The organism is Variovorax sp. IB41 (assembly GCF_016405905.1).
Classification (GTDB): domain Bacteria; phylum Pseudomonadota; class Gammaproteobacteria; order Burkholderiales; family Burkholderiaceae_C; genus Variovorax.
The window spans coordinates 242541-265812 of sequence record NZ_JAEFCB010000002.1 but is presented as its reverse complement, the minus strand read 5'-3'; the positions used below and the strand labels follow the sequence as shown (position 1 = coordinate 265812).

General features: G+C 67.8%; 26 protein-coding genes. 16 read left to right on the top strand and 10 right to left on the bottom strand.

Translation table 11 applies throughout. The features are described 5' to 3' along the window. Window positions 1–12 precede the first annotated feature (12 nt). Entirely contained in the window at window positions 13–228 is a 216-nt protein-coding gene (locus tag JC881_RS07975) for a hypothetical protein (protein ID WP_198785181.1), read from the top strand. Window positions 229–239: 11 nt separating this feature from the next. On the opposite strand, the gene JC881_RS07970 is transcribed toward JC881_RS07975, so the two are convergent. Then, window positions 240–1952 (bottom strand): enoyl-CoA hydratase-related protein, encoded by a 1713-nt coding sequence (locus JC881_RS07970; RefSeq protein WP_198785180.1) that lies wholly within the window; start codon window positions 1950–1952, stop codon window positions 240–242. 149 nt (window positions 1953–2101) lie between these two features. Between JC881_RS07970 and JC881_RS07965 the strand changes: the two genes are divergently transcribed. Further along, entirely contained in the window at window positions 2102–3745 is a 1644-nt protein-coding gene (locus tag JC881_RS07965) for a SulP family inorganic anion transporter (RefSeq protein WP_198785179.1), read from the top strand. Here the strand turns inward: JC881_RS07965 and JC881_RS07960 are convergent. After that, entirely contained in the window at window positions 3742–4218 is a 477-nt protein-coding gene (locus tag JC881_RS07960) for an outer membrane protein assembly factor BamE (protein WP_198785178.1), read from the bottom strand. The genes JC881_RS07965 and JC881_RS07960 overlap by 4 nt on opposite strands. Window positions 4219–4287: 69 nt before the next feature. Between JC881_RS07960 and JC881_RS07955 the strand changes: the two genes are divergently transcribed. The 7 genes from JC881_RS07955 (at window position 4288) to JC881_RS07925 (ending at window position 9979) form a co-directional block, all read left to right on the top strand. Continuing rightward, on the top strand, window positions 4288–4494 hold the full coding sequence (locus JC881_RS07955) for a DUF3460 family protein (protein ID WP_198785177.1): 207 nt from the start codon (window positions 4288–4290) through the stop codon (window positions 4492–4494). A gap of 71 nt (window positions 4495–4565) precedes the next feature. Beyond that, window positions 4566–5402, top strand: a complete 837-nt coding sequence (locus JC881_RS07950; protein WP_198785176.1) for a segregation and condensation protein A — start codon at window positions 4566–4568, stop codon at window positions 5400–5402. Between the two features lie 134 nt (window positions 5403–5536). Continuing rightward, window positions 5537–7132 carry an L-aspartate oxidase gene (nadB, locus tag JC881_RS07945; protein WP_198785175.1) on the top strand — a complete coding sequence of 532 codons (1596 nt, stop codon included), beginning with the start codon at window positions 5537–5539 and terminating at the stop codon, window positions 7130–7132. Between the two features lie 73 nt (window positions 7133–7205). Continuing rightward, window positions 7206–8111, top strand: a complete 906-nt coding sequence (gene panB, locus JC881_RS07940) for a 3-methyl-2-oxobutanoate hydroxymethyltransferase (RefSeq protein WP_198785174.1) — start codon at window positions 7206–7208, stop codon at window positions 8109–8111. 18 nt (window positions 8112–8129) lie between these two features. After that, window positions 8130–8969, top strand: coding sequence for a pantoate--beta-alanine ligase (gene panC, locus JC881_RS07935; protein WP_198785173.1), 840 nt, complete (start codon window positions 8130–8132; stop codon window positions 8967–8969). Continuing rightward, window positions 8966–9604, top strand: coding sequence for a 7-carboxy-7-deazaguanine synthase (gene queE, locus JC881_RS07930; protein ID WP_198785172.1), 639 nt, complete (start codon window positions 8966–8968; stop codon window positions 9602–9604). The genes panC and queE overlap by 4 nt, the downstream gene beginning before the upstream one ends. Window positions 9605–9616: 12 nt before the next feature. After that, window positions 9617–9979: a 6-carboxytetrahydropterin synthase gene (locus JC881_RS07925; protein ID WP_176659427.1), complete on the top strand. Its 363-nt coding sequence runs from the start codon at window positions 9617–9619 to the stop codon at window positions 9977–9979. Between the two features lie 117 nt (window positions 9980–10096). Here the strand turns inward: JC881_RS07925 and nadA are convergent, their stop codons facing one another. From nadA to JC881_RS07895, 6 genes are all read right to left on the bottom strand, one after another. Beyond that, the gene (gene nadA / locus JC881_RS07920) at window positions 10097–11215 is read right to left on the bottom strand and encodes a quinolinate synthase NadA (RefSeq protein WP_198785171.1); all 1119 of its coding nucleotides are present in this window, start codon (window positions 11213–11215) and stop codon (window positions 10097–10099) included. Between the two features lie 7 nt (window positions 11216–11222). Continuing rightward, window positions 11223–12101, bottom strand: coding sequence for a carboxylating nicotinate-nucleotide diphosphorylase (nadC, locus tag JC881_RS07915; RefSeq protein WP_198785170.1), 879 nt, complete (start codon window positions 12099–12101; stop codon window positions 11223–11225). A gap of 21 nt (window positions 12102–12122) precedes the next feature. Then, window positions 12123–13157, bottom strand: coding sequence for an NAD(P)H-dependent glycerol-3-phosphate dehydrogenase (locus JC881_RS07910; RefSeq protein ID WP_198785169.1), 1035 nt, complete (start codon window positions 13155–13157; stop codon window positions 12123–12125). 25 nt (window positions 13158–13182) lie between these two features. Then, a complete protein-coding gene (gene secB, locus JC881_RS07905) occupies window positions 13183–13647 on the bottom strand; it encodes a protein-export chaperone SecB (protein WP_093438142.1) in 465 nt (154 codons plus the stop codon). Between the two features lie 118 nt (window positions 13648–13765). Beyond that, window positions 13766–14026, bottom strand: a complete 261-nt coding sequence (gene grxC / locus JC881_RS07900; protein ID WP_042579566.1) for a glutaredoxin 3 — start codon at window positions 14024–14026, stop codon at window positions 13766–13768. A 21-nt stretch (window positions 14027–14047) separates the two neighbouring features. Continuing rightward, window positions 14048–14431 (bottom strand): rhodanese-like domain-containing protein, encoded by a 384-nt coding sequence (locus JC881_RS07895; RefSeq protein WP_233101659.1) that lies wholly within the window; start codon window positions 14429–14431, stop codon window positions 14048–14050. Window positions 14432–14536: 105 nt separating this feature from the next. Here JC881_RS07895 and gpmA point away from each other — a divergent pair, with 105 nt between their 5' ends. The 3 genes from gpmA (at window position 14537) to JC881_RS07880 (ending at window position 17674) form a co-directional block, all read left to right on the top strand. Further along, window positions 14537–15280, top strand: coding sequence for a 2,3-diphosphoglycerate-dependent phosphoglycerate mutase (gene gpmA / locus JC881_RS07890; protein WP_013543140.1), 744 nt, complete (start codon window positions 14537–14539; stop codon window positions 15278–15280). A 106-nt stretch (window positions 15281–15386) separates the two neighbouring features. After that, window positions 15387–16829: a S41 family peptidase gene (locus tag JC881_RS07885; RefSeq protein ID WP_093438276.1), complete on the top strand. Its 1443-nt coding sequence runs from the start codon at window positions 15387–15389 to the stop codon at window positions 16827–16829. Between the two features lie 77 nt (window positions 16830–16906). Further along, window positions 16907–17674 carry a HesA/MoeB/ThiF family protein gene (locus tag JC881_RS07880; protein WP_198785168.1) on the top strand — a complete coding sequence of 256 codons (768 nt, stop codon included), beginning with the start codon at window positions 16907–16909 and terminating at the stop codon, window positions 17672–17674. Window positions 17675–17680: 6 nt separating this feature from the next. Here JC881_RS07880 and JC881_RS07875 read toward each other — a convergent pair whose 3' ends face one another. After that, window positions 17681–19708, bottom strand: a complete 2028-nt coding sequence (locus JC881_RS07875) for an AsmA family protein (protein WP_198785167.1) — start codon at window positions 19706–19708, stop codon at window positions 17681–17683. A gap of 238 nt (window positions 19709–19946) precedes the next feature. Between JC881_RS07875 and JC881_RS07870 the strand changes: the two genes are divergently transcribed. Further along, a complete protein-coding gene (locus tag JC881_RS07870) occupies window positions 19947–20351 on the top strand; it encodes a response regulator (RefSeq protein ID WP_198785166.1) in 405 nt (134 codons plus the stop codon). Window positions 20352–20355: 4 nt separating this feature from the next. Here JC881_RS07870 and JC881_RS07865 read toward each other — a convergent pair whose 3' ends face one another. Next, window positions 20356–20988, bottom strand: coding sequence for a response regulator (locus tag JC881_RS07865; protein WP_007837167.1), 633 nt, complete (start codon window positions 20986–20988; stop codon window positions 20356–20358). A gap of 131 nt (window positions 20989–21119) precedes the next feature. Between JC881_RS07865 and JC881_RS07860 the strand changes: the two genes are divergently transcribed. The 3 genes from JC881_RS07860 (at window position 21120) to JC881_RS07850 (ending at window position 23244) form a co-directional block, all read left to right on the top strand. Continuing rightward, complete coding sequence (locus tag JC881_RS07860; RefSeq protein ID WP_198785165.1) at window positions 21120–22439, top strand: CHASE3 domain-containing protein; 1320 nt, start codon at window positions 21120–21122, stop codon at window positions 22437–22439. Between the two features lie 208 nt (window positions 22440–22647). Next, the gene (locus JC881_RS07855; protein WP_013543146.1) at window positions 22648–22812 is read left to right on the top strand and encodes a DUF1328 domain-containing protein; all 165 of its coding nucleotides are present in this window, start codon (window positions 22648–22650) and stop codon (window positions 22810–22812) included. A 54-nt stretch (window positions 22813–22866) separates the two neighbouring features. After that, window positions 22867–23244 (top strand): hypothetical protein, encoded by a 378-nt coding sequence (locus JC881_RS07850; RefSeq protein WP_093438163.1) that lies wholly within the window; start codon window positions 22867–22869, stop codon window positions 23242–23244. Window positions 23245–23272: the final 28 nt, after the last annotated feature.

Sequence of the window (23272 nt, the reverse complement as noted above, 5' to 3'; positions counted from 1 at the left end):
CAAAATCCGCGCATGCAAAGCCTCCGCCCCCGCTTCCGACTTCTCGTTCTTGCGCTGCTCGGCGCCATGCTGTCGAGCGGCTGCGCGGTGGTCACCGTCGCGGGCACCGCGGTGAGCGTGGGCGCGAGCGCGGTGGGTCTCGCGGCCGACGCGGCCATCGGCACCGCGCGCATCACCGGCAAGGCTGTGGGCGCCGCCGCGGACGCGGTCATTCCGGACAGCAAGTAAGCAGCTGGAATTCAGCGCGGCAGGCCCAACTGCGCGACGTGCGCGGGCGTGTGCTGCGCCTTTTCCTTGCGCACGAACGCCGATCGCAGTGCCGCATGCGGCTCGCTGCGGTCGAAGAAATTGCGCCGCATGTGCATCAGTTCTTCATCGCGGTAGTGCTGCAGCGGTTTCACCGATTCGTCTTCCGCGCGCTTGGCCTGCTTCTTCGCGATGCGGGCGGCCAGATCGGGCGAGGCCGCCAGCTGCGTGGCCAGCCGCATCACTTCATCGCCCAGCTCTTCCGGTGCGGCCTGCAGCACGCGCTCGGCCATGCCGAGCTCGACCGCGCGCTTCGCGCTCACCGGCAGTGCCGATTGCGTGAGCCGCTCGGCCTCGCCTTGGCCCACTCGGCGCGGCAGCGTGTAGGTCCAGTATTCGGAGCCGTAGAGGCCCATGAGCTTGTAGTGCGGGTTGAGGATGGCGCCGTCCCTGCACCACACCTCGTCGGCCGCGAGCGCGAGCATCACGCCGCCGGCCGCCGCGTTGCCGCCGAGCGCGGCGACGGTGAGCCGGTCGGTGGTGGTGATCACCGCCTCGACCAGGTCGTTCATCGCGTGGATGTTGGCCCACGATTCCTCGGCCGGATCGGGCGCGGCCTCGATCACGTTCAGGTGGATGCCGTTCGAGAAAAAGTCGCGCAGCCCGCCGAGCACCAGCACCGAGGTCGGCCGGGTGCAGGCGAAGCGATAGGCCTCCAGCAGGCGGCGGCATTGCACGCTGCTCATCGCGCCGCCGGGGAACGAAAAATTCAGCACCCCGACCGGGCCGTGCTCGCTGTAACGCATGTCGGTCCAGGTGCGGCGCGCGGCCGGCAGTTGCAGCGGCGCAAGCACTTCGGGCAGGCCGGCTGGCAACAGGTCGCCGAGCGCATCGACGGCCGGCAGCTTGAAGCTGGCGAGGCCCGAGCCCGGCGCGCGCCAGGGACGCAGTTGCACGATCCAGACCGCGCCGTCCGTCGTGGCGCGGCAGACGGCGCCGGCGCGGGTGGCGATGAGTTCGCCGGGCGTGCCGCGCAGTTCGTCTTCGGGGTGCGCGCCGTGCAGGAACCACGGCGCGCCGAACAGGTCGTCGAGCACGCCGGGCTGCGAATCGGCGGCGCGCAACTGGCGCAGCACCGATTCGGTCGAGTCGCGGGTCCAGTCGATGCGGCGCTCCGCCTGCTTCAGGAACGGGCGCCAGCCGGTCGCGAGATCGACCGCCTTCTGCCGCTTGGGCTTGTACGTGCCCGAGGCAAAGCGCTCGACCGCGAGCAGCACCGCGTCGATGGCGGCATCGGCCACCTCGCCGCGGTAGAGATCGCTCTTGCCGGCCAGCGGCGGCACCTTCAGCGGCGACCACGCCCAGACGTCGCCCGCATCCATCTCGGCGACGGCCGCGAGCACGGTCACGCCCCAGCTTTCGGCGCCGCCGCGCAGCGTCCAGTCGAGCGACGATGGCCCTCGATCGCCCGGCGGGCCGGGGTGGACGATCAGGCAGGTGTGGGCGCGCCAGATGTCCTCGGGGATCGCGGTGGTGAGCATCGGCGCCACGATGAGTTGCGGGGCATGCACACGCACCGCGTCGCGCAAGGCATCGTCGTTGCCCAGGGCCAGCTCGACCCCGACGGTGTGGCCGCGGTCCTGGAGTTCGGCCAGAACCCTCTGCGTCAGGCTGTTGAACGCGCTTGCGACAAGCAGGATGTGCATGGGCCCTTCTCCCTCGGTAATGTTGGTTTCAAAATGTCAATTAATGTGAAAACTGTATCTGCATCCTTCGTTTTGGATAAGTTGATCGAAAGTACGCACGAGAGCCGGCGGCGCTCCCGTCGGAGCACGCAGGCCACAATCGGCCATCCATGCCTTCTCCGCTGAACTTCACCCGTTTCCGCCCCCGCCTGCTGGACGCGATGGCGGACTACAGCAAGGAGCGGTTCTTCAAGGACCTGGGCGCGGGCGCCACCGTCGGCATCGTGGCGCTGCCGCTCGCGATGGCCTTCGCCATCGCCTCGGGGCTCAAGCCCGAGGCCGGCATCTGGACGGCGATCATCGCGGGCTTTTTGATCTCGCTCCTGGGCGGCTCGGCGGTGCAGATCGGCGGGCCGGCCGGCGCCTTCATCGTGATCGTTTACGGCATCGTCGAGCGCTACGGCGTGGCCAACCTGCTGATCGCGACCGCCTGTGCCGGCGTGCTGCTGTTCGCCGCGGGGCTCTTCGGGCTCGGGCGGCTGGTGCGCTTCGTGCCGCTGTCGATCGTGGTGGGTTTCACCAACGGCATCGCGGTGCTGATCCTGCTGTCGCAGCTGAAGGACCTGCTCGGGCTTTCGGTCGAGAAGATGCCTGCCGACGTGTTCTCGCAGCTGCACGCGATGGCGCTGCGGATCGGCACCTTCAACCCTTATGCCTTTGCGCTCGGCGTGGCCTGCGTGGCCGGGCTGGTGCTGTGGCGGCGATTGCCTCGCCTGCCATTGCACATCGCGCAGACGCGCGCGGTGCAGATGGGCGCGCGCGTGCCGGGGCCGATCGTCGCGCTGGTCACGCTCACGCTGGTGTCATGGGGTTTCGCGCTGCCGGTGGAGACCATCGGCACGCGCTTCGGCGGCATTCCCGAGGGCGTGCCCGGTTTCGCGCTGCCCGACTTCTCATGGGAGACGGTCAAGCAGTTGGTCACGCCGACGCTGACCATCGCGCTGCTCGGCGCCATCGAGTCGCTGCTGTGCGCGCGCGTGGCCGACCAGATGAGCGGCCAGCCGCGCCACGATCCGAACCAGGAGCTGATGGCACAGGGCATCGCGAACATGGTCACGCCCTTCTTCGGCGGCATGCCGGCCACCGGCACCATCGCGCGCACGGTGACCAACATCCGCTCGGGCGCAAGCTCGCCGGTCGCGGGCATCGTGCATGCGGTCACGCTGATGGCCGTGGTGCTGCTGGCCGCGCCGCTCGCACGCCACGTGCCTCTCGCGGTGCTGGCGGGCATCCTGGTGTTCGTGGGCCTGAACATGGGCGAATGGCGCGAGTTCACGCCCGGCCAGTTGCGGCACTTCAGCCGGCACTACCGGCTGCTGATGCTCGGCACCTTCTTTCTCACCGTGGTGTTCGACCTCACGGTGGCGGTGCAGGCGGGCATCGTGCTCGCGTGCGCGCTGTTCATCCGGCGCATGAGCGGGCTCTTCAGCGTCGAGCTGGAGACGCTGCAGCCGCCGGTGCTCACCTACCGCATCTACGGCGCGCTGTTCTTCGGCGCGGCCGCCAAGCTGGATGAGGCGGTGAACGCCGCCGAGCGCGCGCCGCGCGGCATGACGGTGGTGCTCGATGCCACGCACCTCATCTACCTGGACGCCACGGGCATCGATGCGCTGCGGCAGTTGCACCGCGCGGTGCTCGCGCGCGACGGGGTGCTGCGGATCGAATCGCTGCAGCCGCAACCGCGCGAGGTGATCGAGCGCTCGGGCTTTGCGGAAGAACTGGCGGCCGGAAGGCCGCACGCGGTGGAAGGCTAGTTGGCCTCGGTGGCGCGGTCGGGCGACGAGCCGCTGCGCACCACGCGCTGGTCATCGTTCAACGTCGCGGTGAACACCATCGGCGAATTCGGCGGCTGCACCCAGCGCCATTCCCATTCGGTCTCGCGCTTGAGCGCATAGGGCGTGACCTTGGCGGGTTTGCCCAGGAGCTTGCGCAGCTCCTCCATCATCATCCCCGGCTTCACCCTGGCGAAGTTCTCGGGCGTGAGCACCTGGCGCAGCGCACTCATCTTGCCGTCGCGGCCGATGGTGATCATGTAGTTCTTCTGGCCCTGGGGCTGGCGGTTGTATTCGAAGATCCGGCTGCCGTCCGGGGCGTCCCAGATGTTCTCGGGCTGGCCGAATTTCGTGCGCACATCGGCTTCCGTGGCAACGCCTTCCTCGAGTTCGGCGATGCGCTGGTTGTCGCAGCCTGCCAGGCCAATCACCACCGCCAGCAACGCCGTTGCCATACCGATCTGCCACTGTTGCCGATGTCCCATGCCGTCCCCGGTAAAATTCTGGCTACAAAGGTCCAGTCTATGTCCATCTTCCGCCGCCCCCACTACTCTTCCGAGATCACCAATTTCATCGAGGAGATGAAAGAAAAGAAGCCGACGCTGGAAGCCGAACAGCGCGCCGGCCGCGCCCTCCTCTGGGACAAGAACCTCGACCGCGGCCTGCTGGAGGAGTACAGCGAAGCCCGCGTGCCGATGCAGCCGTACGTCTACCAGACCCAATCCAAGTAAATGGTGCCAGTTCGGCATCCGGGCCCCGTCTGCATTGCGTCGATAGCTATTGAATTGATAGCGATCGCGCCATGAGAAGAGACGAGGACAACGACACGCCGGTGATGGCCATGCCCGAGGTGGTCGACCAGGTCGCGCTCGCCAGGCTCTATGGCGAGCCGCTGTTCGCGATGCCCAAGGACCTGTACATCCCGCCCGAGGCGCTGCAGGTCTTTCTCGAAGCCTTCGAAGGTCCGCTGGACCTGCTGCTGTACCTGATCCGGAAGCAGAACTTCAACATCCTGGACATCCCGATGGCGGGCCTCACCCGCCAGTACCTGAGCTACGTGGACGAGATTCGCCAGACGAACCTCGAACTCGCCGCCGAGTACCTGCTGATGGCCGCGATGCTGATCGAGATCAAGTCGCGCATGCTGCTGCCGCCCAAGAAGGTGGCCGACGGCGAAGAGGCCGAAGACCCGCGCGCCGAGCTCGTGCGCCGGCTGCTCGAGTACGAGCAGACCAAGCTGCAGGCCGCCGCCATCAGCGCGATGCCGACCTATGGCCGCGACTTCTGGAAGGGGCAGGTCTACATCGAGCAGTCGCTCAAGCCGCGCTTTCCGGACGTGAACGTGATCGACCTGCGCGATGCGTGGGCCGACATCATGAAGCGCGCCAAGCTCGTGCAGCACCACAAGATCTCGCGCGAAGAGCTCAACGTGCGCGAGCACATGAGCATCGTGCTGCGCCACCTGCAGGGGCAGCGCTTCGTGGAGTTCGAGAAGCTCTTCGACGTGTCGCGCGGCGCGCCCGTGCTGATCGTCACCTTCATCGCGATGCTGGAGCTCGCGAAGGAAACGCTGATCGACATCACGCAGGCCGAAGCCTTCGCGCCGATCTACGTGCGCCTGGCGTATTCGCCCGCGTAATGGCTTACCCCCAGTCTTCGCGCACTTCGTGTCGCTTCGCCAACCCCCTTTCAGGGGGCAACACCTGTGGCCCGGCAAAGCCGGTTCCACGGTGTTCCCCGAAGTAAGCCGGCGCCCCACCAGACCTTCGCTTCATGGCTTCGCACGATTTCGACGTCCTCATCGTCGGCAGCGGCCTCGCCGGCCTCTCCGCCGCGCTGCACCTGGCGCCCACGCACCGCGTGGCCGTGCTCACCAAGCGCGCGCTGAACGACGGCTCCAGCGCCTGGGCGCAGGGCGGCATCGCGGCCGTGCTGGCCGCGGGCGACAGCTTCGACGCGCACGTGGAAGACACGCTCGTCGCCGGTGCCGGCCTGTGCGACCCCGAGGCGACGCGCTTCGTCGTCGAACACGCGCCCGAGGCCATCGGCTGGCTGCGCGAACTGGGCGTGCCGTTCTCCGAAGAAGGCAAGGAAAAAGGTGGTGGTCTGCACCTGACGCGCGAAGGCGGCCACAGCCAGCGCCGCATCGTGCACGTGACCGACGCCACCGGCGCGGCCGTGCAGCAGGTGCTGATCGAGCGGGTGCGCCGCACACCGAACATCACGCTCTTCGAGCACCACACGCTGGTCGACCTGGTCACCGGCACCAAGCTCGGACTGAAAGACCCGGCCTGCGTGGGCCTCTACGCGCTGGACGACGCCACCGATGAAGTGCTCGCCTTCCGCGCGCCGCACACCATCCTGGCGACGGGCGGCGCGGGCAAGGTGTACCTCTACACGACGAACCCCGACACGGCCACGGGCGACGGCATCGCCGCCGCGTGGCGCGCGGGCTGCCGGGTGTCGAACATGGAGTTCATCCAGTTCCACCCGACCTGCCTCTACCACCCGCATGCCAAGTCGTTCCTGATCAGTGAGGCGGTGCGCGGCGAAGGCGGCCTGCTGAAGTTGCCCGACGGCACGCGCTTCATGCCGACACACGACGAGCGCGCCGAACTCGCGCCGCGCGACGTGGTGGCCCGCGCCATCGACTTCGAGATGAAGAAGCACGGCCTGGACTGCGTGCACCTCGATATCTCGCACCAGCCCGCGGCGTTCCTGAAGGAGCACTTCCCCAACATCCTCGCGCGCTGCGCGGAGCTGGGCATCGACATCACGCGCGAACCGATCCCCGTGGTGCCGGCCGCGCACTACACCTGCGGCGGCGTGCTCAGCGACCTGGCCGGCCGCACCGATGTGCCGGGCCTGTACGCCATCGGCGAGACCGCCTGCACCGGCCTGCACGGCGCCAACCGGCTCGCCAGCAATTCGCTGGTCGAGTGCATGGTGTTCGCGCGCGCCGCGGCGGGCGCGATCGCCGGCGCCGGCGCGCCCGCTCACGACGGCGCCCACATCCCCGCGTGGGACGAGAGCCGCGTCACCGACGCGGACGAGGCCGTCGTCATCTCGCACAACTGGGACGAGCTGCGCCGCTTCATGTGGGACTACGTGGGCATCGTGCGCACCAACAAGCGCCTGGAGCGCGCGAGCCACCGCATCGCGCTGCTGCAGGCCGAGATCCAGGAGTTCTATGCGAACTTCCATGTCACGCGCGACCTGCTGGAATTGCGCAACCTGGTCCAGGTGGCCGAGCTGATCGTGCGATCGGCCCAAGCCCGCCACGAGAGCCGCGGGCTGCATTTCAGCCGCGACTATCCTTCGCTCGGCGAGCCGACGGCACCCACCGTGCTGGTGCCGCGGACGGACTGACGACCCACCCATCTCGCGTTTTTCTTCACTCAAGGATGCCCGGCCACCGACGCCCGCAGGGAGAAACCCAACCATGTCGAACAGCACCACCACCCCACCGCCAGAAACCACGTCCGCCTCGCCGGCGTCCCCCTACGGCACGCTGCCCCCGGCCTCCACGCCCGCCTCGCGCAAGCCCGTGAGCCTGCCGCGCCTGGCCGACATGCACGCGCGCGGCGAGAAGATCTCGATGCTCACCGCCTACGACGCGACCTTCGCGGCCATGGCCGATGCGGCGGGCGTCGATTGCCTCCTGGTCGGCGATTCGCTCGGCATGGTCTGCCAGGGCCTGGCCAGCACCGTGGGCGTGAGCCTGGAGACCATGCGCTATCACACCGACAGCGTCTCGCGGGGCCTGCGCCGCGTGCAGGGCACGGCCTGGCTGATCGCCGACCTGCCCTTCGGCAGCTACCAGGAATCGCGGGAGCACGCCCTTCGCAGCGCGACGGTGCTGATGCAGGCGGGCGCGCACATGGTCAAGCTCGAAGGCGGCGGCTGGACGACCGAGACGGTGCGCTTTCTCGTCGAGCGCGGCATTCCGGTGTGCGCGCACCTGGGCCTCACGCCGCAAACCGTGCATGCGCTGGGCGGCTACCGCGTGCAGGGCAAGGGCGACGCGGGTGCGCTCCTGAAACAACACGCGCATGCGCTGCAGGACGCGGGCGCCACGATGCTGGTGCTGGAAATGGTGCCGGCCGCGCTCGCGGCCGAACTCACCACTGAACTCACGCACTGCGCCACCATCGGCATCGGCGCGGGCAAGGCCACCGCCGGCCAGGTGCTGGTGTTGCACGACATGCTGGGCATCAACCTCGGAAAGATGCCCAAGTTCGTGCGCAACTTCATGGCCGATTCCTCCAGCATCGCCGAGGCCCTCGCGGCCTATGTGCGCGCGGTGAAGGACGGCAGCTTTCCCGACGATCGACTCCACGCCTGGTAAAAAAAAAGGACCGACTCCATGTACATCGCACACACCATCGCCGAGCTGCGCGAGCACCTCTCGACTTTCAAGCGCCCCGCGTTCGTCCCGACCATGGGCAACCTGCACGACGGGCACATCGCGCTCATCGCGCAGGCCAAGCCGCTGGGCGACGTGACGGTGGCGAGCATCTTCGTGAACCGCCTGCAGTTCCTGCCGCACGAGGACTTCGACACCTACCCGCGCACCTGGGAAAGCGATTGCGCCAGGCTGCGCGATGCCGGCTGCGACGTGCTGTTCGCGCCCAACGAAAAAGAGCTCTACCCCGAGCCCCAGACCTGCAAGGTGCACCCGGACCCGGCGCTGGCCGACATCCTCGAAGGGCACTTTCGCCCCGGCTTCTTCATCGGCGTGTGCACGGTGGTGATGAAGCTCTTCACCTGCGTGCAGCCGCGCGTGGCCGTGTTCGGCAAGAAGGACTACCAGCAGCTGATGATGATCCGCCACATGGTGCGGCAGTTCGCGCTGCCGATCGAGATCGTGGGCAGCGAGACTTTCCGCGCCGACGACGGCCTGGCGCTGTCGTCGCGCAATGGCTACCTGAGCGAGACCGAGCGCGCGGAGGCGGTGCAGTTGTCGAAGGCATTGAAGGCGATGGCGGCGGCCGTGCAATCGGGCGAGCGCGACCTGGCCGCGATCGAGGCGCGCGCCATGCAAACGCTGACGGAACGCGGCTGGCAACCGGACTACCTGGTGCTGCGCCGGCGCGCCGACCTGCAGGCGCCCTCGGCCGGCGAACCGCTCGTGGCGCTGGCCGCGGCGCGCCTGGGCAACACGCGTCTCATCGACAACCTCGAGATCGACGCGACCGCGCCATGACTTACAGCGTCAAGGAAATCTTCTACACGCTGCAGGGCGAAGGCGGCCAGGCGGGCATGCCGGCCGTGTTCTGCCGCTTCGCCGGCTGCAACCTCTGGACGGGCCGCGAGGAAGACCGCGCCAGTGCCATCTGCCGTTTCTGCGACACCGATTTCGTCGGCACCGACGGCACGCTGGGCGGCAAGTTCAAGACCGCCGACCAGCTCGCCGACACCATTGCCGCGCAGTGGCCCGCGAACGACGCCGAGCACCGGCTGGTGGTGCTCACCGGCGGCGAGCCGCTGCTGCAGGTGGACGCGTCGCTGGTCGACGCGTTGCACGCGCGGCGCTTTCGCATCGCGGTCGAGAGCAACGGCACGGTCGCCGCGCCCGAAGGCATCGACTGGCTCTGCATCAGCCCGAAGGCCGGCGCGCCGTGGGTGCAGCAGCGCGGGCAGGAGCTCAAGCTGGTGTGGCCGCAGACCGCGTTCGACCTCGACACGATGGCGCGCACCGGCGAATTCGCCCACCGCTTCCTGCAACCCATGGACGGCCCCGACCGCGTGGCCAATACCGAACTCTGCATCGCCGAATGCATGCGCCAGCCGGCGTGGCGCCTGAGCGTGCAGACCCACAAGATCACCGGTATCAGATAGCCGCTCGTTTTTATGCGCTTCACCATCAGCCAACGCTTTTTCTTCGACGCCGCTCACACGCTCAAGCGCGAGATCGAAGTGGAAGGCAGCCGCCGTATCCACGGCCACACGTACCACGCCGAAGTCTGGCTCGAGGGCCAGCGCGATCCCGTCACGGGCATGGTGATCGACCTCGGGTTGCTGAGGCGGCGGCTCGAAGACGTGCGCGAGCTGCTGGACCATCACCTGCTGGACGATGTGGCGGGGCTGCACCCGCCGACGCTCGAAAACCTCTGCCTGTTCATTGCGGATGCGCTACCGGAGTTCCGCGCGTCGCTCGCGCGGGTGCGCGTGTGGCGCGAGGCGCTGGGCGACAGCTGCACGCTGGAGTTCTAGGCTTTGCTCCCTCCCCTTCCGGGGGAGGGCTGGGGTGGGGGCAAGCGGCGTATCCATCGAGCGCTCTGCCTGCCCCCATGCCAACCTTCCCCCAGAGGGGGAAGGAGCCATGCGGAATCAGGCCGCGCCGATGCCGGCGACGAGGCTGCCGGGCGCCTGCCCGTTCTTCAGGCCCGCGGTGAACGCCAGCATCCGGTCGATCGGCAGCCGCGCGCGCAGGCCCAGTGCCGGATCGACATGGATTTCGCCCGCGCCGGTCTCCAGCGCATTCGCCAGTTCGACCAGCCCGTTCATCGCCATCCACGGGCAATGCGCGCAGCTCTTGCAGGTGCCGCCGTTGCCGGCCGTGGGCGCCTCGATGAAAGTCTTGCCGGGGTTCAGCGTGCGCAGCTTGTGCAGCATGCCGGTGTCGGTGGCGACGATGAATTCCCTGGCGTCCATGCGCTGCGCGGCGTTCAGGATCGCGGAGGTGGAGCCCACCGCATCCGCCAGCGCGATCACGTCGGCCGGCGACTCCGGATGCACCAGCACCTTCGCCGACGGATGCGCTTTCATGAGCAGATCGAGTTCGAGTGCCTTGAATTCGTCGTGCACGATACAGGCGCCGTTCCAGCTGACCATGTCCGCGCCGGTCTGGCGCTGGATGTAGTCGCCCAGGTGGCGGTCCGGTCCCCAGAGGATCTTGCGCCCCTGCGCATGCAGCGCGCTCACCACGTCGAGCGCGCAGCTGGAGGTGACCAGCCAGTCGGCGCGCGCCTTCACGGCCGCGCTGGTGTTGGCGTAGACGACCACGGTGCGGTCGGGGTGCTGGTCGCAGAAGGCGCTGAATTCCTCGACCGGGCAGCCCAGATCGAGCGAGCAGTTCGCGTCCAGGTCGGGCATCAGCACGCGCTTTTCGGGCGAGAGGATCTTGGAGGTCTCGCCCATGAAGCGCACGCCCGACACCACCAGCGTGGTGGCAACATGGTCGCGGCCGAAGCGCGCCATCTCGAGCGAATCGCTCACGATGCCGCCGGTTTCCTCGGCCAGGTCCTGCAGGTCGGGATGCACGTAGAAGTGCGACACCATCACCGCATTGCGCTCGCGCAGCAGGCGGCGGATGCGTTCCTTGAGCGCGACGCGCTGGTCCGCCGAGGGCTCGACGGGCACGCGGGCCCAGGCATGGCGGGTGTCGCAGACCGCCCCTGCCTTCGCTGCGGGTTGCTCGTAGTCGACGTCGATGACCGGGGACGACATGGGCGGATCAGCTTTCCTGGAAACGCATCGAGAAATCGATGGCCTTGACATCCTTGGTCAACGCGCCGACCGAGATGCGGTCGACACCGGTCTCGGCCAGGGCGCGCAGGCCCTCGAGCGTGACGCCGCCCGAGATCTCCAGCACGGCCTTGCGGTCGGCGCCCGCCTCGTCGTTGATACGGACGGCTTCGCGCAGCGTGGGCAGGTCCATGTTGTCGAGCAGCACCATGCGCGCGCCGGCGCCGAGCGCCTCGCGCAGCTGGGCCAGCGTTTCGACCTCGACCTCGACGAAGGCCGCCTGCGAAGCCACCGGCACCACCGCGCGCAGCGCCGCGGCGACACCGCCGGCCGCAGCGATGTGGTTTTCCTTGATGAGCACCGCGTCGTAGAGGCCGATGCGGTGGTTCACGCCGCCGCCGGTGCGCACCGCGTATTTCTGGGCGAGGCGAAGGCCGGGCAGGGTCTTGCGGGTGTCGACGATGCGGGCGCGCGTGCCTTCGACGGCGTCGGCGTACAGCGCGGTCTTGGTGGCGACCGCGCTCAGCAGCTGCAGGAAGTTGAGCGAGGTGCGCTCGGCCGTCAGCAGCGCGCGGGCGGTGCCTTCGATTTCCAGCACCGTCTGGTCGGCGGCGCAGCGTTCGCCTTCGGCGCAGAGCCAGGTGATGCGGGCCTCGGGATCGAGCTGCCTGATCGTCGCCTCGACCCAGGGCGCGCCGCACATCACGGCCGACTCGCGCGCCAGCACGCGGGCGCGGGCGCGGCGGGCGGGATCGACCAGTGAGGCGGTGAGGTCGCCGTCGGCGACGTCTTCCTGCAAGGCGCGGGTGGCATCGGCGAGGGCCAGCGCGGCCACGGCCGACGCTGAAAAATCGAAGCGAAGGCTCATGGCGCTTTGTCTCTGTTTTTTTTAAGGGGATTGACGAGGGGAAGCCGTGGCGCCGGGCTGTACCGATTCGGGCACCGGGTCGCGGCCCGTGAGCGCGGCGACCGCGTCCTGGGGGTTCACGCGGCCGTCGAGCAGCGCGACCACGCCCTCGGCGATGGGCATCTCCAGCTCCAAGCCTCGGGCGCGCTGCACCACGGTGCGCGCGCAGTACACGCCTTCGGCCACGTGGCCGAGCGAATCGACCGCCTGCGCGAGCGTGCGGCCCTGGGCCAGCAGCAGGCCGACCTTGCGGTTGCGCGACAGGTCGCCGGTGGCGGTCAGCACGAGGTCGCCCAGGCCCGACAGGCCCATGAAGGTTTCGGCGCGGGCGCCGAGCGCGAGGCCGAATCGGGTCATTTCGGCCAGGCCGCGGGTGATGAGCGCCGCGCGCGCGTTGAGCCCGAGCGCGAGGCCGTCGCACAGGCCGGTGGCGATGGCCAGCACGTTCTTGACGGCGCCGCCGACTTCGACGCCGACGATGTCCTCGTTGGCGTAGACGCGCAGGGCCGGTCCGTGGAAGGCATCGACGAGCGCGTCGCGCACGGCGGCATGGGGGCTGGCGGCGACCAGCGCGGTCGGGCGGCCTTCGGCGACTTCCTGCGCGAAGCTCGGGCCGCTGAGGACGCCGGCTGTCAGATCGGGAGCGACCTGCGCCCATATTTCGTGGGCGAGCAGGCCGAAGGATGTGGCATCGAGCGCGGGCTCGACGCCCTTGCAGAGCCACGCGACCGGCGCGGTGCAGCCCCGCAGCGCGACGAGCTGTTCGCGCAGGGCCGCCATCGGCGTGGCGACGATGACGAGATCGGCGCCGGCATGGGCCTGGCCGATATCGCCCGCCCGCACCGCGAGCGAGGCCGGCAGCGCCAGCCCCGGCAGGTAGCGGGTGTTCTCGCGGGCCTTCGAAATGGCATCGGCCTGGGCGGCGTCGCGCGCCCAGAGCGTGACCTCGTGGCGGGCAGCGGCATTGACGGCCACTGCCGTGCCCCAGGCCCCGGCGCCATGAACGCAGATCTTCATCGGCGTTGGCGGCAGTTGTGCAGGCTTACTGCGCGAGGGTCGGCGCAGGCTGGCCGGCGGCCTGTGCCTGCTGCTGCTCGTACATCGCCTGGAAGTTGATTTCGGCCAGGTGCACGGGCGGGAAGCCGCCGCGCTGGATCACGTCGGCCACGTTGCCGCGCAGGTACGGGTAGACGATCTGCGGGCAGGCGATGCCCAGGATGGCGCCCATCTGGTCTTCGGGCAGGTTGCGGATCTCGAAGATGCCGGCTTGCTTGGCTTCGACCAGGAACACTGTCTTGTCCTGGATCTTGGTCTGCACGGTGGCCGAGACGGTGATCTCGAAGATGCCTTCGGCCACGGGCTGGGCGTCCACGCCGAGCTGGATGTCGACGGTGGGTTGTTCCTGCTCCAGCAGGATCGCGGGCGAATTGGGTTGTTCGAGCGACAGGTCCTTGAGGTAGACGCGCTGGATCTGGAACACGGGATCTTGGGCTTGCTGGTCGGCCATGGCTGAACTTTCGAGGATCAAAACAATGCCCGCCGGGGAGAGGTTCCCGCAGCGGGCTGCAGATGGATGAGCAGACGATTATCGCCCGGTCACAAGACGGTTCCGGCTGCTTTGTGTTTCAGGCGCCCTGCAGCAGCGGCACGAGGCCGCCGCGGCTGTCCAGGGCCATCAGGTCGTCGCAACCGCCCACGTGGGTGTCGCCGATGAAGATCTGCGGCACCGTGCGGCGCTGGGTGATCTCCATCATGGTGTTGCGGGCCTCGGGGTCGCTGTCGATGCGAATTTCTTCGATCTGCTCGACGCCCTTGGATTTGAGGATCTGCTTCGCGCGAATGCAATACGGGCAAACGGCGGTGGTGTACATCTTGACTGCTTGCATACGCTGTATCTCGGGGAGGTTTCAGGCCTTTTCAACCGGCAGATTAGCGTCTTTCCAGGCCTTGAGCCCGCCGGCGACTGCTTGGGCCTGCTCGTAGCCGAGTTTCTTGGCCATGGCCACGCCGCGCTGGGCGCGGGCGCCGGTGGCGCACACCAGGAGGAGCGGCACGTTCTTGTTCTTGACCGTGCTGGCCAGCTTTTCGTCGAGCTGGTTCAGGGGCACGTTCTTGGCGCCGATCATGTGGCCGGTGGCGAACTCTTCGGGTTCGCGCACGTCGACCAGCACGGCGCGTTCGCGGTTGATGAGCTGCACGGCGCCCTGGGCCGTGAGCGTTCCGCCGCCAGAACCCCGGATCAGCGGCCAGGCCAGCATGCCGCCCGAGCTGAGTGCGATCAGGATCAGCATCCAGTTCGCGGTGACGAATTCGATCAATTTCACGGGGGTTCCTTGGATGGCAAACCCGGGATTTTAGAATGCTGGTTTTCCCAAGCGCTTCCAAAGGCCTCCCACATGCACAAACTGGTACTGATCCGCCACGGCGAATCGACCTGGAACCTCGAAAACCGCTTCACCGGCTGGACCGACGTCGACCTGACCGAGACCGGCGTGGAACAGGCCAAGCAGGCCGGCCGGCTGCTCAAGGCCGAGGGCTACGACTTCGACGTGGCCTACACCAGTGTCTTGAAGCGTGCCACCCGCACGCTCTGGCACACGCTGGACGAACTGGACCGCACCTGGCTGCCCGTGGTGCACTCCTGGCGCCTGAACGAGCGCCACTACGGCGGCCTGCAGGGCCTGAACAAGGCCGAAACCGCCAAGAAGTACGGCGACGAGCAGGTGCTGGTCTGGCGCCGCAGCTACAGCACCCCGCCCCCGCCCCTCGAAGCGGACGACCCGCGCAGCGAACGCAGCGATGTGCGCTACGCCAAGCTCTCGCCCGAGCAAATCCCGCTGACCGAGTGCCTGAAGGACACCGTGGCGCGCGTGCTGCCGTTCTGGAACGAATCGATGGCACCGGCCATCCGCACCGGGCGCCGCCTGGTGGTGGCGGCCCACGGCAACTCGATCCGGGCGCTGGTGAAGTACCTGGACGGCATCTCGGACGACGCCATCGTCGGGCTGAACATCCCCAACGGCATTCCGCTGGTCTACGAGCTGGACGACGACCTGAAGCCCCTGCGCCACTACTACCTGGGCGATGCCGCAGCCGCCGAAAAGGCGGCAGCCGCGGTGGCTTCGCAAGGCAAGGGCTGAAAAGAAAACCCCCGCTTGCCGGTCCCCCCGTGGAACCCCGGCAAACAAATTGCTTCCAAGCTGTGTATATTGGTTCGACAGCCGCCGACAAGGACAACCACTCATGATGGGCCAGAAACTGAAGATCACCGGCTGGGTCGCCGCCGGCGCCGTAGCTGGCGTCCTGACCACCGTCTCCCTGCAGACGGTCGCACGCGGATCGCTTGCGCCGCTCCCGCTGGAGGAATTGCAGCAGCTCGCTGCCGTGTTCGGCATGGTCAAGAGTGACTATGTCGAGCCGGTCGACGAGAAGAAGCTCATTTCCGACGCCATTTCCGGCATGGTCGCCGGGCTCGACCCGCATTCCCAGTACTTCGACAAGAAGTCCTTCAAGGAATTCAGGGAAGGCACGACGGGCCGCTTCGTCGGCGTGGGCATCGAGATTTCCCAGGAAGACGGGCTCATCAAGGTGGTCTCGCCCATCGAAGGCTCGCCGGCCTTCCGTGCGGGCTTGAAGCCGAACGACCTGATCACCAAGATCGACGACACCGCCGTGCGCGGCCTCTCGCTGAACGAAGCCGTCAAGCGCATGCGCGGCGAGGCCAACACCAAGGTGCTGCTGACCATCTTCCGCAAGGACGAGAGCCGCACCTTCCCGGTCACGATCACGCGCGAAGAGATCCGTACCCAGTCGGTGCGCGGCAAGATCATGGAGCCGGGCTACGGCTGGATTCGCCTCTCGCAGTTCCAGGAACGCACGGTCGACGACTTCGTCAAGAAGGTCGAAGACCTGTACAAGGAAGACCCGAACCTCAAGGGCCTGGTGCTCGACCTGCGCAACGACCCGGGCGGCCTGCTCGACGCGGCGGTGGCGGTGTCCTCGGCGTTCCTGCCCGAGAACGTGACGGTGGTGACCACCGACGGCCAGCTGGCCGAGAGCAAGTCGATCTACAAGGCGGCGCCCGAGTTCTACCAGCGCCGCTCCGGCAGCGACCCGCTGCGCAACCTGCCGGCGGCGCTCAAGAACGTGCCCCTGGTGGTGCTGGTGAACGAAGGCTCGGCCTCCGCCAGCGAAATCGTGGCCGGCGCCCTGCAGGACCACAAGCGCGCGATCGTCATGGGCAGCCAGACCTTCGGCAAGGGCTCGGTGCAGACCGTGCGCCCGCTCGGCCCCGACACGGGCCTGAAGATCACCACGGCGCGCTACTACACACCCAGCGGCACCTCGATCCAAGCCAAGGGCATCGTGCCCAACGTGCTGGTCGACGAAAGTGCCGAGGGCAGCCCGTTCGCGGCCCTGCGCATGCGCGAGGCCGATCTCGAGAAGCACCTGGCCAGCGGCCAGGGTCCGGAAACCAAGGACCCGGAACGCGAAAAGGCCCGCGACGAAGCCCGCAAGCGCCTCGAAGAAGAAGCCAAGAAGCCGCCGCAGGACCGCAAGGCGCCCGAGTTCGGCACCGACAAGGACTTCCCGCTGGTGCAGGCGCTCAACCGCCTCAAGGGCCAGCCTGTGCTCGTGAGCAAGACGCAGATCATTGTCGAGAACAAGGACGAGAAGAAGGAAAACTGAAGCCGGCGAGCGGGGCCGCACGCAACGTGCGGCTCGCGCCGGCAGCAGCTTCTTCATTCGCGAGGAACGGGGCGCGCATGGACGATCACGACCTGCTGCGCTACTCGCGGCACATCCTGCTTGAGGAGTTCGGCATCGACGGCCAGGCGCGCGTCAGTGCCGGCCGCGCATTGGTCATCGGCGCGGGCGGACTGGGTTCTCCCGTCGCGCTCTACCTGGCGGCGGCCGGCGTCGGCCACATCACGCTGGTGGACGACGACGAGGTCGATCTCACCAACCTCCAGCGCCAGGTCGCGCACACCAACGCCCGCGTGGGTAGCCCCAAGGTCGAATCCGCCGCACAGGCGATGCGCGACATCAACCCCGACATCGCCATCGAGACGCACGCGCTGCGCGCCGACGAGGCCCTGCTGTCGCGCCTCGTCGCGGCGGCCGACGTGGTGGTCGACTGCTGCGACAACTTCGCCACGCGCCATGCGGTCAACCGCGCCTGCGTGGCGCACGGCAAGCCGCTGGTGGCGGGTGCTGCCATCCGTTTCGACGGCCAGCTGAGCGTGTACGACACCCGCGACGCAGTCTCCCCCTGCTACGCATGCATCTTCCCACCCGACGCGGCTTTCGAGGAAACGCGTTGCGCGGTGCTGGGTGTGTTCGGCCCGGTGGTCGGCACCATCGGCACGCTGCAGGCCAGCGAGGCCTTGAAACTGCTCGCGGGCATCGGCCCTTCGCTCGCCGGCAAGCTGCTGATGTTCGATGGGCGCAGCACGAGCTTTGACACCCTGCGCGTGGCGCGCGATCCGCACTGCGGCGTCTGCGCGCAGCGCCCTGCGACGCCCCAGTCCTAGCCGGAGTTAGGGCTGCTTCGCGCCCTTGGCCCGGGCCGCGCCCTGGGCCGCGGCACCCGCGGTGGGCTTGTTGGCGTCCGACACCACGTCCTTGCAATCGGCGTCCTGCCCCGGCCCGGTCTCGATGGTCGCGGCCAGCGCGAGCAGCGGGTTGACAGCGCCCAGCGCGAGCGCGGCGAGCCCGCGTCCGGCCAGCGGCCCGACCTCGACCCCACCCGACGGCGCGCCGAACGTGCCGCGCACCACCAGCGGCGTGCGCAGCGAGAGGATGTTCTTGGACTTGGGCTCCGGCCGCACGACGAAGTCGAGCGTCTCGTTGGCCAGGCTGGCCTGTCCGGTGGCGGTGAAGACGGCGTTGGTCGTGTCCACCACCAGCGTGCGCCCGGTCATCAGGCCCTTGTTGACGTCGAACGCCACGGCCGCGCAACGCAGCTCGACATTGCGGTCGCCGCGCAGCAGGAACTTGATGATGTCCCCGCCCACCAGCGTCGCGAACACCGGCAGCAGGTTGCCGAACTGGCCCCGTCCCGCCATCACCGCCACATCGCCCGACGATCCGCCCAGCCACGTGGCCACCGAACTGCCCGAGCCCGAGAGGTTCAGCCGCCCGTCCAGGCGCCCGACGCTGTTGCCCGTGGTTTCCAGCTTGGGGAACAGGCGCGCGAGCTGCATGCCGCGCAGGTCGAGCGAGGCGCGGATGTCCGCCGGATTCTTCGCTGCGTCGATGCGGATCGCGCCGGCCAGCTTGCCGCCGCCCACGCCCAGGTCGAGTGGGTCGAGTGTCAGCACACTGTCCTTCAGCTTCACCTGCACGCTGCCGCGGTCGAGCGGTATCTCGCGCACGTTCTGGATGCGGTCGGCCGTGTACTTGACGTCGGCGTTCATGGCGCGGAGGCGCTCGAAGTCCAGCGGCGCCGTCGGCAGCACCTTGGCGCCCGCCGGGCGCTTGACCTGGGTGATGCTCGGCGGCGGCGCCACGCCCTCGACCGCGGTGGCCGATCGCGCCGTGGGCGGCAGGCCGATGAGCGGGCCGAGATCGTCCATGTCCATCACCTTGGAGCGCAGGTCGCCGGCCAGGTGCGGCACCTGGGTGGCCTGGTCGAATTTCATGTCGCCCGCGATGTCGGACAGGCCCAGCTTGCCCTTGAGCCCGGCCACCTGCCAGAGCGTGCCGCGCTTGCTCAGGTCGCCGCTGAGCGCATAGGGCGAGGTTTGCGGCAGCGCGATGCCCAGCAGCGGGAACAGCGCGCCCAGCGTCTGGCCCTTGAGCTGGAACTTCGCGTCGATGCCGTCGAGGCCCGCCAGTCCGGACACGGTGCCAGATGCCTTCAGCTTGGTCTGGCCGGCGGCCGCATTGATCTCGAGCGGGAACGGCGGCGCCCCCGCCGCGTCGATCTGCAGCACGTTGCCCGTGCGGCCATCGGCCGTGAGCGGCTGGCCCTTGTAGCGGCCCTTGATGCGGTAGCTCAGCGGCATCTCGCCCAGGCTGGTGTCGTAGTTCACGTCGGCGTGCAGGTCGACGCCCAGATGCTTGGCCAGGAAGTCGATGGCCCCGCTGTCGATCTGCATGAGGCCGATGCTCGGCACCGTGCCGGCGTCGGAGGTGTCCTTGCCGAACGCCCAGGTGCGGCGCCCGTCCTGCTCCATCTGCAGCCCGAGGGTGGGCGAGAACAGCGCCAGGCGCGGAATGACGATCTTGCTCGCGACCAGCGGCCAGATGCGGATGTCGAACTCGGCGCGATCCGCCTTCACGAGATACGGGTCGCGCGCCCAGGAAGGGTTGGCGAACTCGATGCCGTCGAACTTGACGGTGGCGGCGCGCCAGCCCAGGTCCACGTCGAGCCGCCGCGTGATCTCGAACTTGCGCCCGGTCTTCTCGCTCACATAGCGGTTGACCGGCTCGCGCAGCACGTCCCACGGAAAGAACATGAGGACGATCAGCAAGGCGACGAACAGCAGCACGAGCGACGCCAGCAATTTCTGCCACAACGGGCGGCGGCCGAGCGGGCGGGGGCCAAAGATGTTCGTAGCCATGACTGCGTGGATAACCCTCTTGAAGTCCTTCACGGGTCGGCAACGGACCGCACCGACCGTGCGGTATTGCCTACGGACGACGCGCCGCAGGCGCCGTCGTCGGAACACGCCTACAACACGCGGACCATGAACCCTGCATGATGCGCTTCGGCGAAGCCTCAAGGTCCACGTGCAGGCATTCCTGGCAGCAGGACGTCAGGAATGCACCCCGCCAACGTGAGAGGAAGCGCGGTTCGGCATGGACTCCAGATTGCAGACATACGTCGTCGAAGACAACCTCACGATCCGTGAAAACCTCATTGGCACCCTGGAAGAACTCACTTGCGCCACGGTCGTCGGATTCGCCGAGACCGAAGACCACGCACGCGCATGGCTGCTGGACACCGGCAACCAGTGGGACCTGGCCATCGTCGATCTTTTTCTCAAGCAGGGAAGCGGGCTGGGCGTGCTGCAGGCCTGCAAGTCGCGCAAGCCGACCCAGATGCTGGTGGTGCTCAGCAACTATGCGACGCCGGACATCCGGCGGCGCTGCGCCGAGTTCGGCGTCGATGCGGTGTTCGACAAGTCCAACGAAATCGACGCGTTGGTCGATTTCTGCCTGCAGCAGGCGAAGGCATTGCGCGCTTCGCCTTCAGGGTCCTAGACGCTCAATCGATGAGCTTGTTCTTCAGCGCGTAGTACGTCAGGTCGCTGTTGGAGGAGAGGTTCATCTTCTCCATCAGGCGCGTGCGGTAGGTGCTCACCGTCTTGACCGACAGCGACAGCGTCTTGGCGATGTCGCCCGCGGTCTCGCCCTTGGCCAGCTTCAGGAACACCTGGAATTCGCGCTCCGAGAGTTGCTCGTGCGGTGCGGCGTCGTCCTTGCGATCCAGCTGGCGCGCGAGCAGTTCGGCAACGGCCGGCGTGATGTAGCGGCGGCCCAGCGAGATGGTGCGGATGGCGTTCACGATCTCGATCGGATCGCATTCCTTGTTGAGGTAGCCGCTCGCGCCCTGGCGGATCAGGTTCATCGCGTAGTGCTCTTCGGGATAGCCGCTCAGGATCAGGATCCCGACGTCCGGCGCCTTGGCGCGGATCATGGCGAGCGCATCGATGCCGCTCTGGCCGGGCATGGAAAGGTCCATCACCAGCACGTCGAGTTCCGTGGTGCGCACCAGCTCGATGGCTTCGCGCCCGCTGGCTGCCTCGCCCGCCACGCGCAGGTCCACGTGCTCGGAGAAGAACTGCCGGAGCCCCGATCGCACGATGGCGTGGTCGTCCACAATTCCAATTTTGATCATCTGTTACTTTCGTCGTTGTGTTGCGCGCCACCTAGGCCGCAACATGCCGGTCCCTGAATGTTGTCAATTATTCACGAACTTGCGCCGAACGCAGCCTTGAAAGTTTCATGCACTGGTTAGCCCCCCCTCGAATGGCCTTGAGCCTCCTGCTCGCGGCACTGGCTGCACTGGCCCTGATCGGCATCAACGAGGCCGGCTTTCGCCAGTCCACGCGCTCCCTGGCCGACATCGACGAGGCGCAGAAAGGCCGCGGCGTGGTCAACCAGATCCTGCAGAACATGCTGGACGCCGAAACCGGCCAGCGCGGCTACCTGCTGACCGGCGAGGCCAGCTACCGGCAGCCCTACGACACGGCGATCAAGGAGGTGGACGGCAATCTCGCGACCCTGCGGCAGCTGTACGCCGACCGGCCGGCCGAAATGGCCCAGATCGGCGAACTCTCCAAGCACGTGCTGCGCAAGGTGGCCGAGATGGACATGAGCGTGCGGCTGCGCCAGGACGGCAAGGAAGACGCCTGGAAGTTCGTCATCACCACCGACGTGGGGCGCGAGGAAATGGACGCCATCCGCGCCACCGCCCTGCAGCTGGTCAACGTGAGCAACAAGACCCTGCACGACGGCCAGGTGCAGGTGCTGCGCTCGCTGCAGCTCGCGCGCATCGGCACGGCCATCGTGGCGCTCGCGGCGCTGATCGCTTTCTTCCTCTACCTGCGCCAGACGCATGCCTTGCGCTCCATCGGCGAGCGCCAGCAGGAAGCCCTGCAACGCGAACGCAATGCGCTCGAAGACGAGGTGCGCGAGCGCACCGCCTCGCTGGCCGAGCTGGCCACCCACCTGCAGGACGTGCGGGAAAACGAGCGCGGGTATCTCGCGCGCGAGCTGCACGACGAGCTCGGCTCGCTGCTCACCGCCGCCAAGCTGGACGTGGCGCGCCTGAAGTCGCGGCTGGCGGAGTCGCCCGACGCCATCCAGCGGCTGCAGCACCTCACGGACCTGCTCAACAGCGGCATCGCGCTCAAGCGCCGCATCATCGAAGACCTGCGGCCCTCGTCGCTCTCGAACCTCGGGCTGGTCGCCTCGCTGGAGATCCTGGGACGCGAGTTCGCCGAACGCTCGGGCCTTCAGGTCGAGATGGCGCTGGAGCCAGTGACGCTGGACGAATCGCGCCAGCTCACGATCTACCGCATGGTGCAGGAGAGCCTGACCAACATCGGCAAGTACGCCGAGGCCGGCGAAGCGACGATCGTGATGAAGAACTACGAGAACCACGTGATCGTGGAAGTCACGGACAACGGCAAGGGCTTCGACACGCAGCGCATGCGCCCGTCCACGCACGGCCTGGCGGGCATGCGCCACCGCGTGGAGGCCGCGCGCGGCAAGCTCACGATCTCCTCGACGCCCGACAGGGGCACGCGCCTGAGCGCGATGCTGCCCGTGGTCAAACCCGCCTGAGCGCGGTTCGCAAGAACTGCATTCGCGGCATTGCGTCACACCCCGGCGCGGGTGGACTCGGTCGTCTCCTACGCTCCCCGCCCCCGGTCGCTGACAGGGTACAGAGGGGGCCCCACTTAAGGTTGCTCCTGTGCCATCCGATGCTTCCCATGAAGACCGGATGCGCCGTTCTCAAAAACAACGAGGGAAAGCCTCGAAGGAGTTCCGCATGTTGCATTACGCCGTGGTGTTTCTGGTCATCGCCCTCATTGCCGCCTTGTTCGGCTTCGGTGGGATCGCGGCCAGCGCAGTCGGGATCGCCAAGATCCTTTTCGTGATCTTCGCCGTGCTTGCCATCGCGAGTTTCCTGGCCGGCTTGCTCCGACGCAAGTAGCGTAGTTACGATCAACAGGCTCCCGCATTTCATCTTCCCGGAAAGGACTTTCACATGAACACGACGACCAAGACTCCCTCGCAACTCGCCGACGACGCGCGCCAGACCGCCAACGACGCGGTCGAATCGACCCGCGCCTACGCTCAGAACGCGGTGAATGCGGCGGGCGAAAAGGTCCGCGAACTGCGCCGCGATGCCGAGCCTGCCGTCGAGCAGCTCGCAGCCCGCGTGCAGCAAGCCGTTCAGCGCGGCCTGGACGCTGCATCGACCACCAGCGCACGCGCGCAGCGCCGCCTCGAAGCGGCCGCCGACGTCACGGGCCGCTACATCTCCGACCAGCCGGTTCGCTCGGTGCTGCTGGCTGCTGCCGCCGGCGCCGCCATCACGGCGCTCATCGTGCTGGCCAGCCGCCGCAGCCGGGACGACTACTGATCCGCTGAGTTTTCTTCGTTCCCTCGAT

Coding starts and splice junctions, on each gene's coding strand:
- JC881_RS07975 (WP_198785181.1), top strand. CDS start 13: ATGCAAAGCCTCCGCCCCCGCTTCCGACTTCTCGTTCTTGCGCTGCTC.
- JC881_RS07970 (WP_198785180.1), bottom strand. CDS start 1,952: ATGCACATCCTGCTTGTCGCAAGCGCGTTCAACAGCCTGACGCAGAGG.
- JC881_RS07965 (WP_198785179.1), top strand. CDS start 2,102: ATGCCTTCTCCGCTGAACTTCACCCGTTTCCGCCCCCGCCTGCTGGAC.
- JC881_RS07960 (WP_198785178.1), bottom strand. CDS start 4,218: ATGGCAACGGCGTTGCTGGCGGTGGTGATTGGCCTGGCAGGCTGCGAC.
- JC881_RS07955 (WP_198785177.1), top strand. CDS start 4,288: ATGTCCATCTTCCGCCGCCCCCACTACTCTTCCGAGATCACCAATTTC.
- JC881_RS07950 (WP_198785176.1), top strand. CDS start 4,566: ATGAGAAGAGACGAGGACAACGACACGCCGGTGATGGCCATGCCCGAG.
- nadB (WP_198785175.1), top strand. CDS start 5,537: ATGGCTTCGCACGATTTCGACGTCCTCATCGTCGGCAGCGGCCTCGCC.
- panB (WP_198785174.1), top strand. CDS start 7,206: ATGTCGAACAGCACCACCACCCCACCGCCAGAAACCACGTCCGCCTCG.
- panC (WP_198785173.1), top strand. CDS start 8,130: ATGTACATCGCACACACCATCGCCGAGCTGCGCGAGCACCTCTCGACT.
- queE (WP_198785172.1), top strand. CDS start 8,966: ATGACTTACAGCGTCAAGGAAATCTTCTACACGCTGCAGGGCGAAGGC.
- JC881_RS07925 (WP_176659427.1), top strand. CDS start 9,617: ATGCGCTTCACCATCAGCCAACGCTTTTTCTTCGACGCCGCTCACACG.
- nadA (WP_198785171.1), bottom strand. CDS start 11,215: ATGTCGTCCCCGGTCATCGACGTCGACTACGAGCAACCCGCAGCGAAG.
- nadC (WP_198785170.1), bottom strand. CDS start 12,101: ATGAGCCTTCGCTTCGATTTTTCAGCGTCGGCCGTGGCCGCGCTGGCC.
- JC881_RS07910 (WP_198785169.1), bottom strand. CDS start 13,157: ATGAAGATCTGCGTTCATGGCGCCGGGGCCTGGGGCACGGCAGTGGCC.
- secB (WP_093438142.1), bottom strand. CDS start 13,647: ATGGCCGACCAGCAAGCCCAAGATCCCGTGTTCCAGATCCAGCGCGTC.
- grxC (WP_042579566.1), bottom strand. CDS start 14,026: ATGCAAGCAGTCAAGATGTACACCACCGCCGTTTGCCCGTATTGCATT.
- JC881_RS07895 (WP_233101659.1), bottom strand. CDS start 14,431: ATGCTGATCCTGATCGCACTCAGCTCGGGCGGCATGCTGGCCTGGCCG.
- gpmA (WP_013543140.1), top strand. CDS start 14,537: ATGCACAAACTGGTACTGATCCGCCACGGCGAATCGACCTGGAACCTC.
- JC881_RS07885 (WP_093438276.1), top strand. CDS start 15,387: ATGGGCCAGAAACTGAAGATCACCGGCTGGGTCGCCGCCGGCGCCGTA.
- JC881_RS07880 (WP_198785168.1), top strand. CDS start 16,907: ATGGACGATCACGACCTGCTGCGCTACTCGCGGCACATCCTGCTTGAG.
- JC881_RS07875 (WP_198785167.1), bottom strand. CDS start 19,708: ATGGCTACGAACATCTTTGGCCCCCGCCCGCTCGGCCGCCGCCCGTTG.
- JC881_RS07870 (WP_198785166.1), top strand. CDS start 19,947: ATGGACTCCAGATTGCAGACATACGTCGTCGAAGACAACCTCACGATC.
- JC881_RS07865 (WP_007837167.1), bottom strand. CDS start 20,988: ATGATCAAAATTGGAATTGTGGACGACCACGCCATCGTGCGATCGGGG.
- JC881_RS07860 (WP_198785165.1), top strand. CDS start 21,120: ATGGCCTTGAGCCTCCTGCTCGCGGCACTGGCTGCACTGGCCCTGATC.
- JC881_RS07855 (WP_013543146.1), top strand. CDS start 22,648: ATGTTGCATTACGCCGTGGTGTTTCTGGTCATCGCCCTCATTGCCGCC.
- JC881_RS07850 (WP_093438163.1), top strand. CDS start 22,867: ATGAACACGACGACCAAGACTCCCTCGCAACTCGCCGACGACGCGCGC.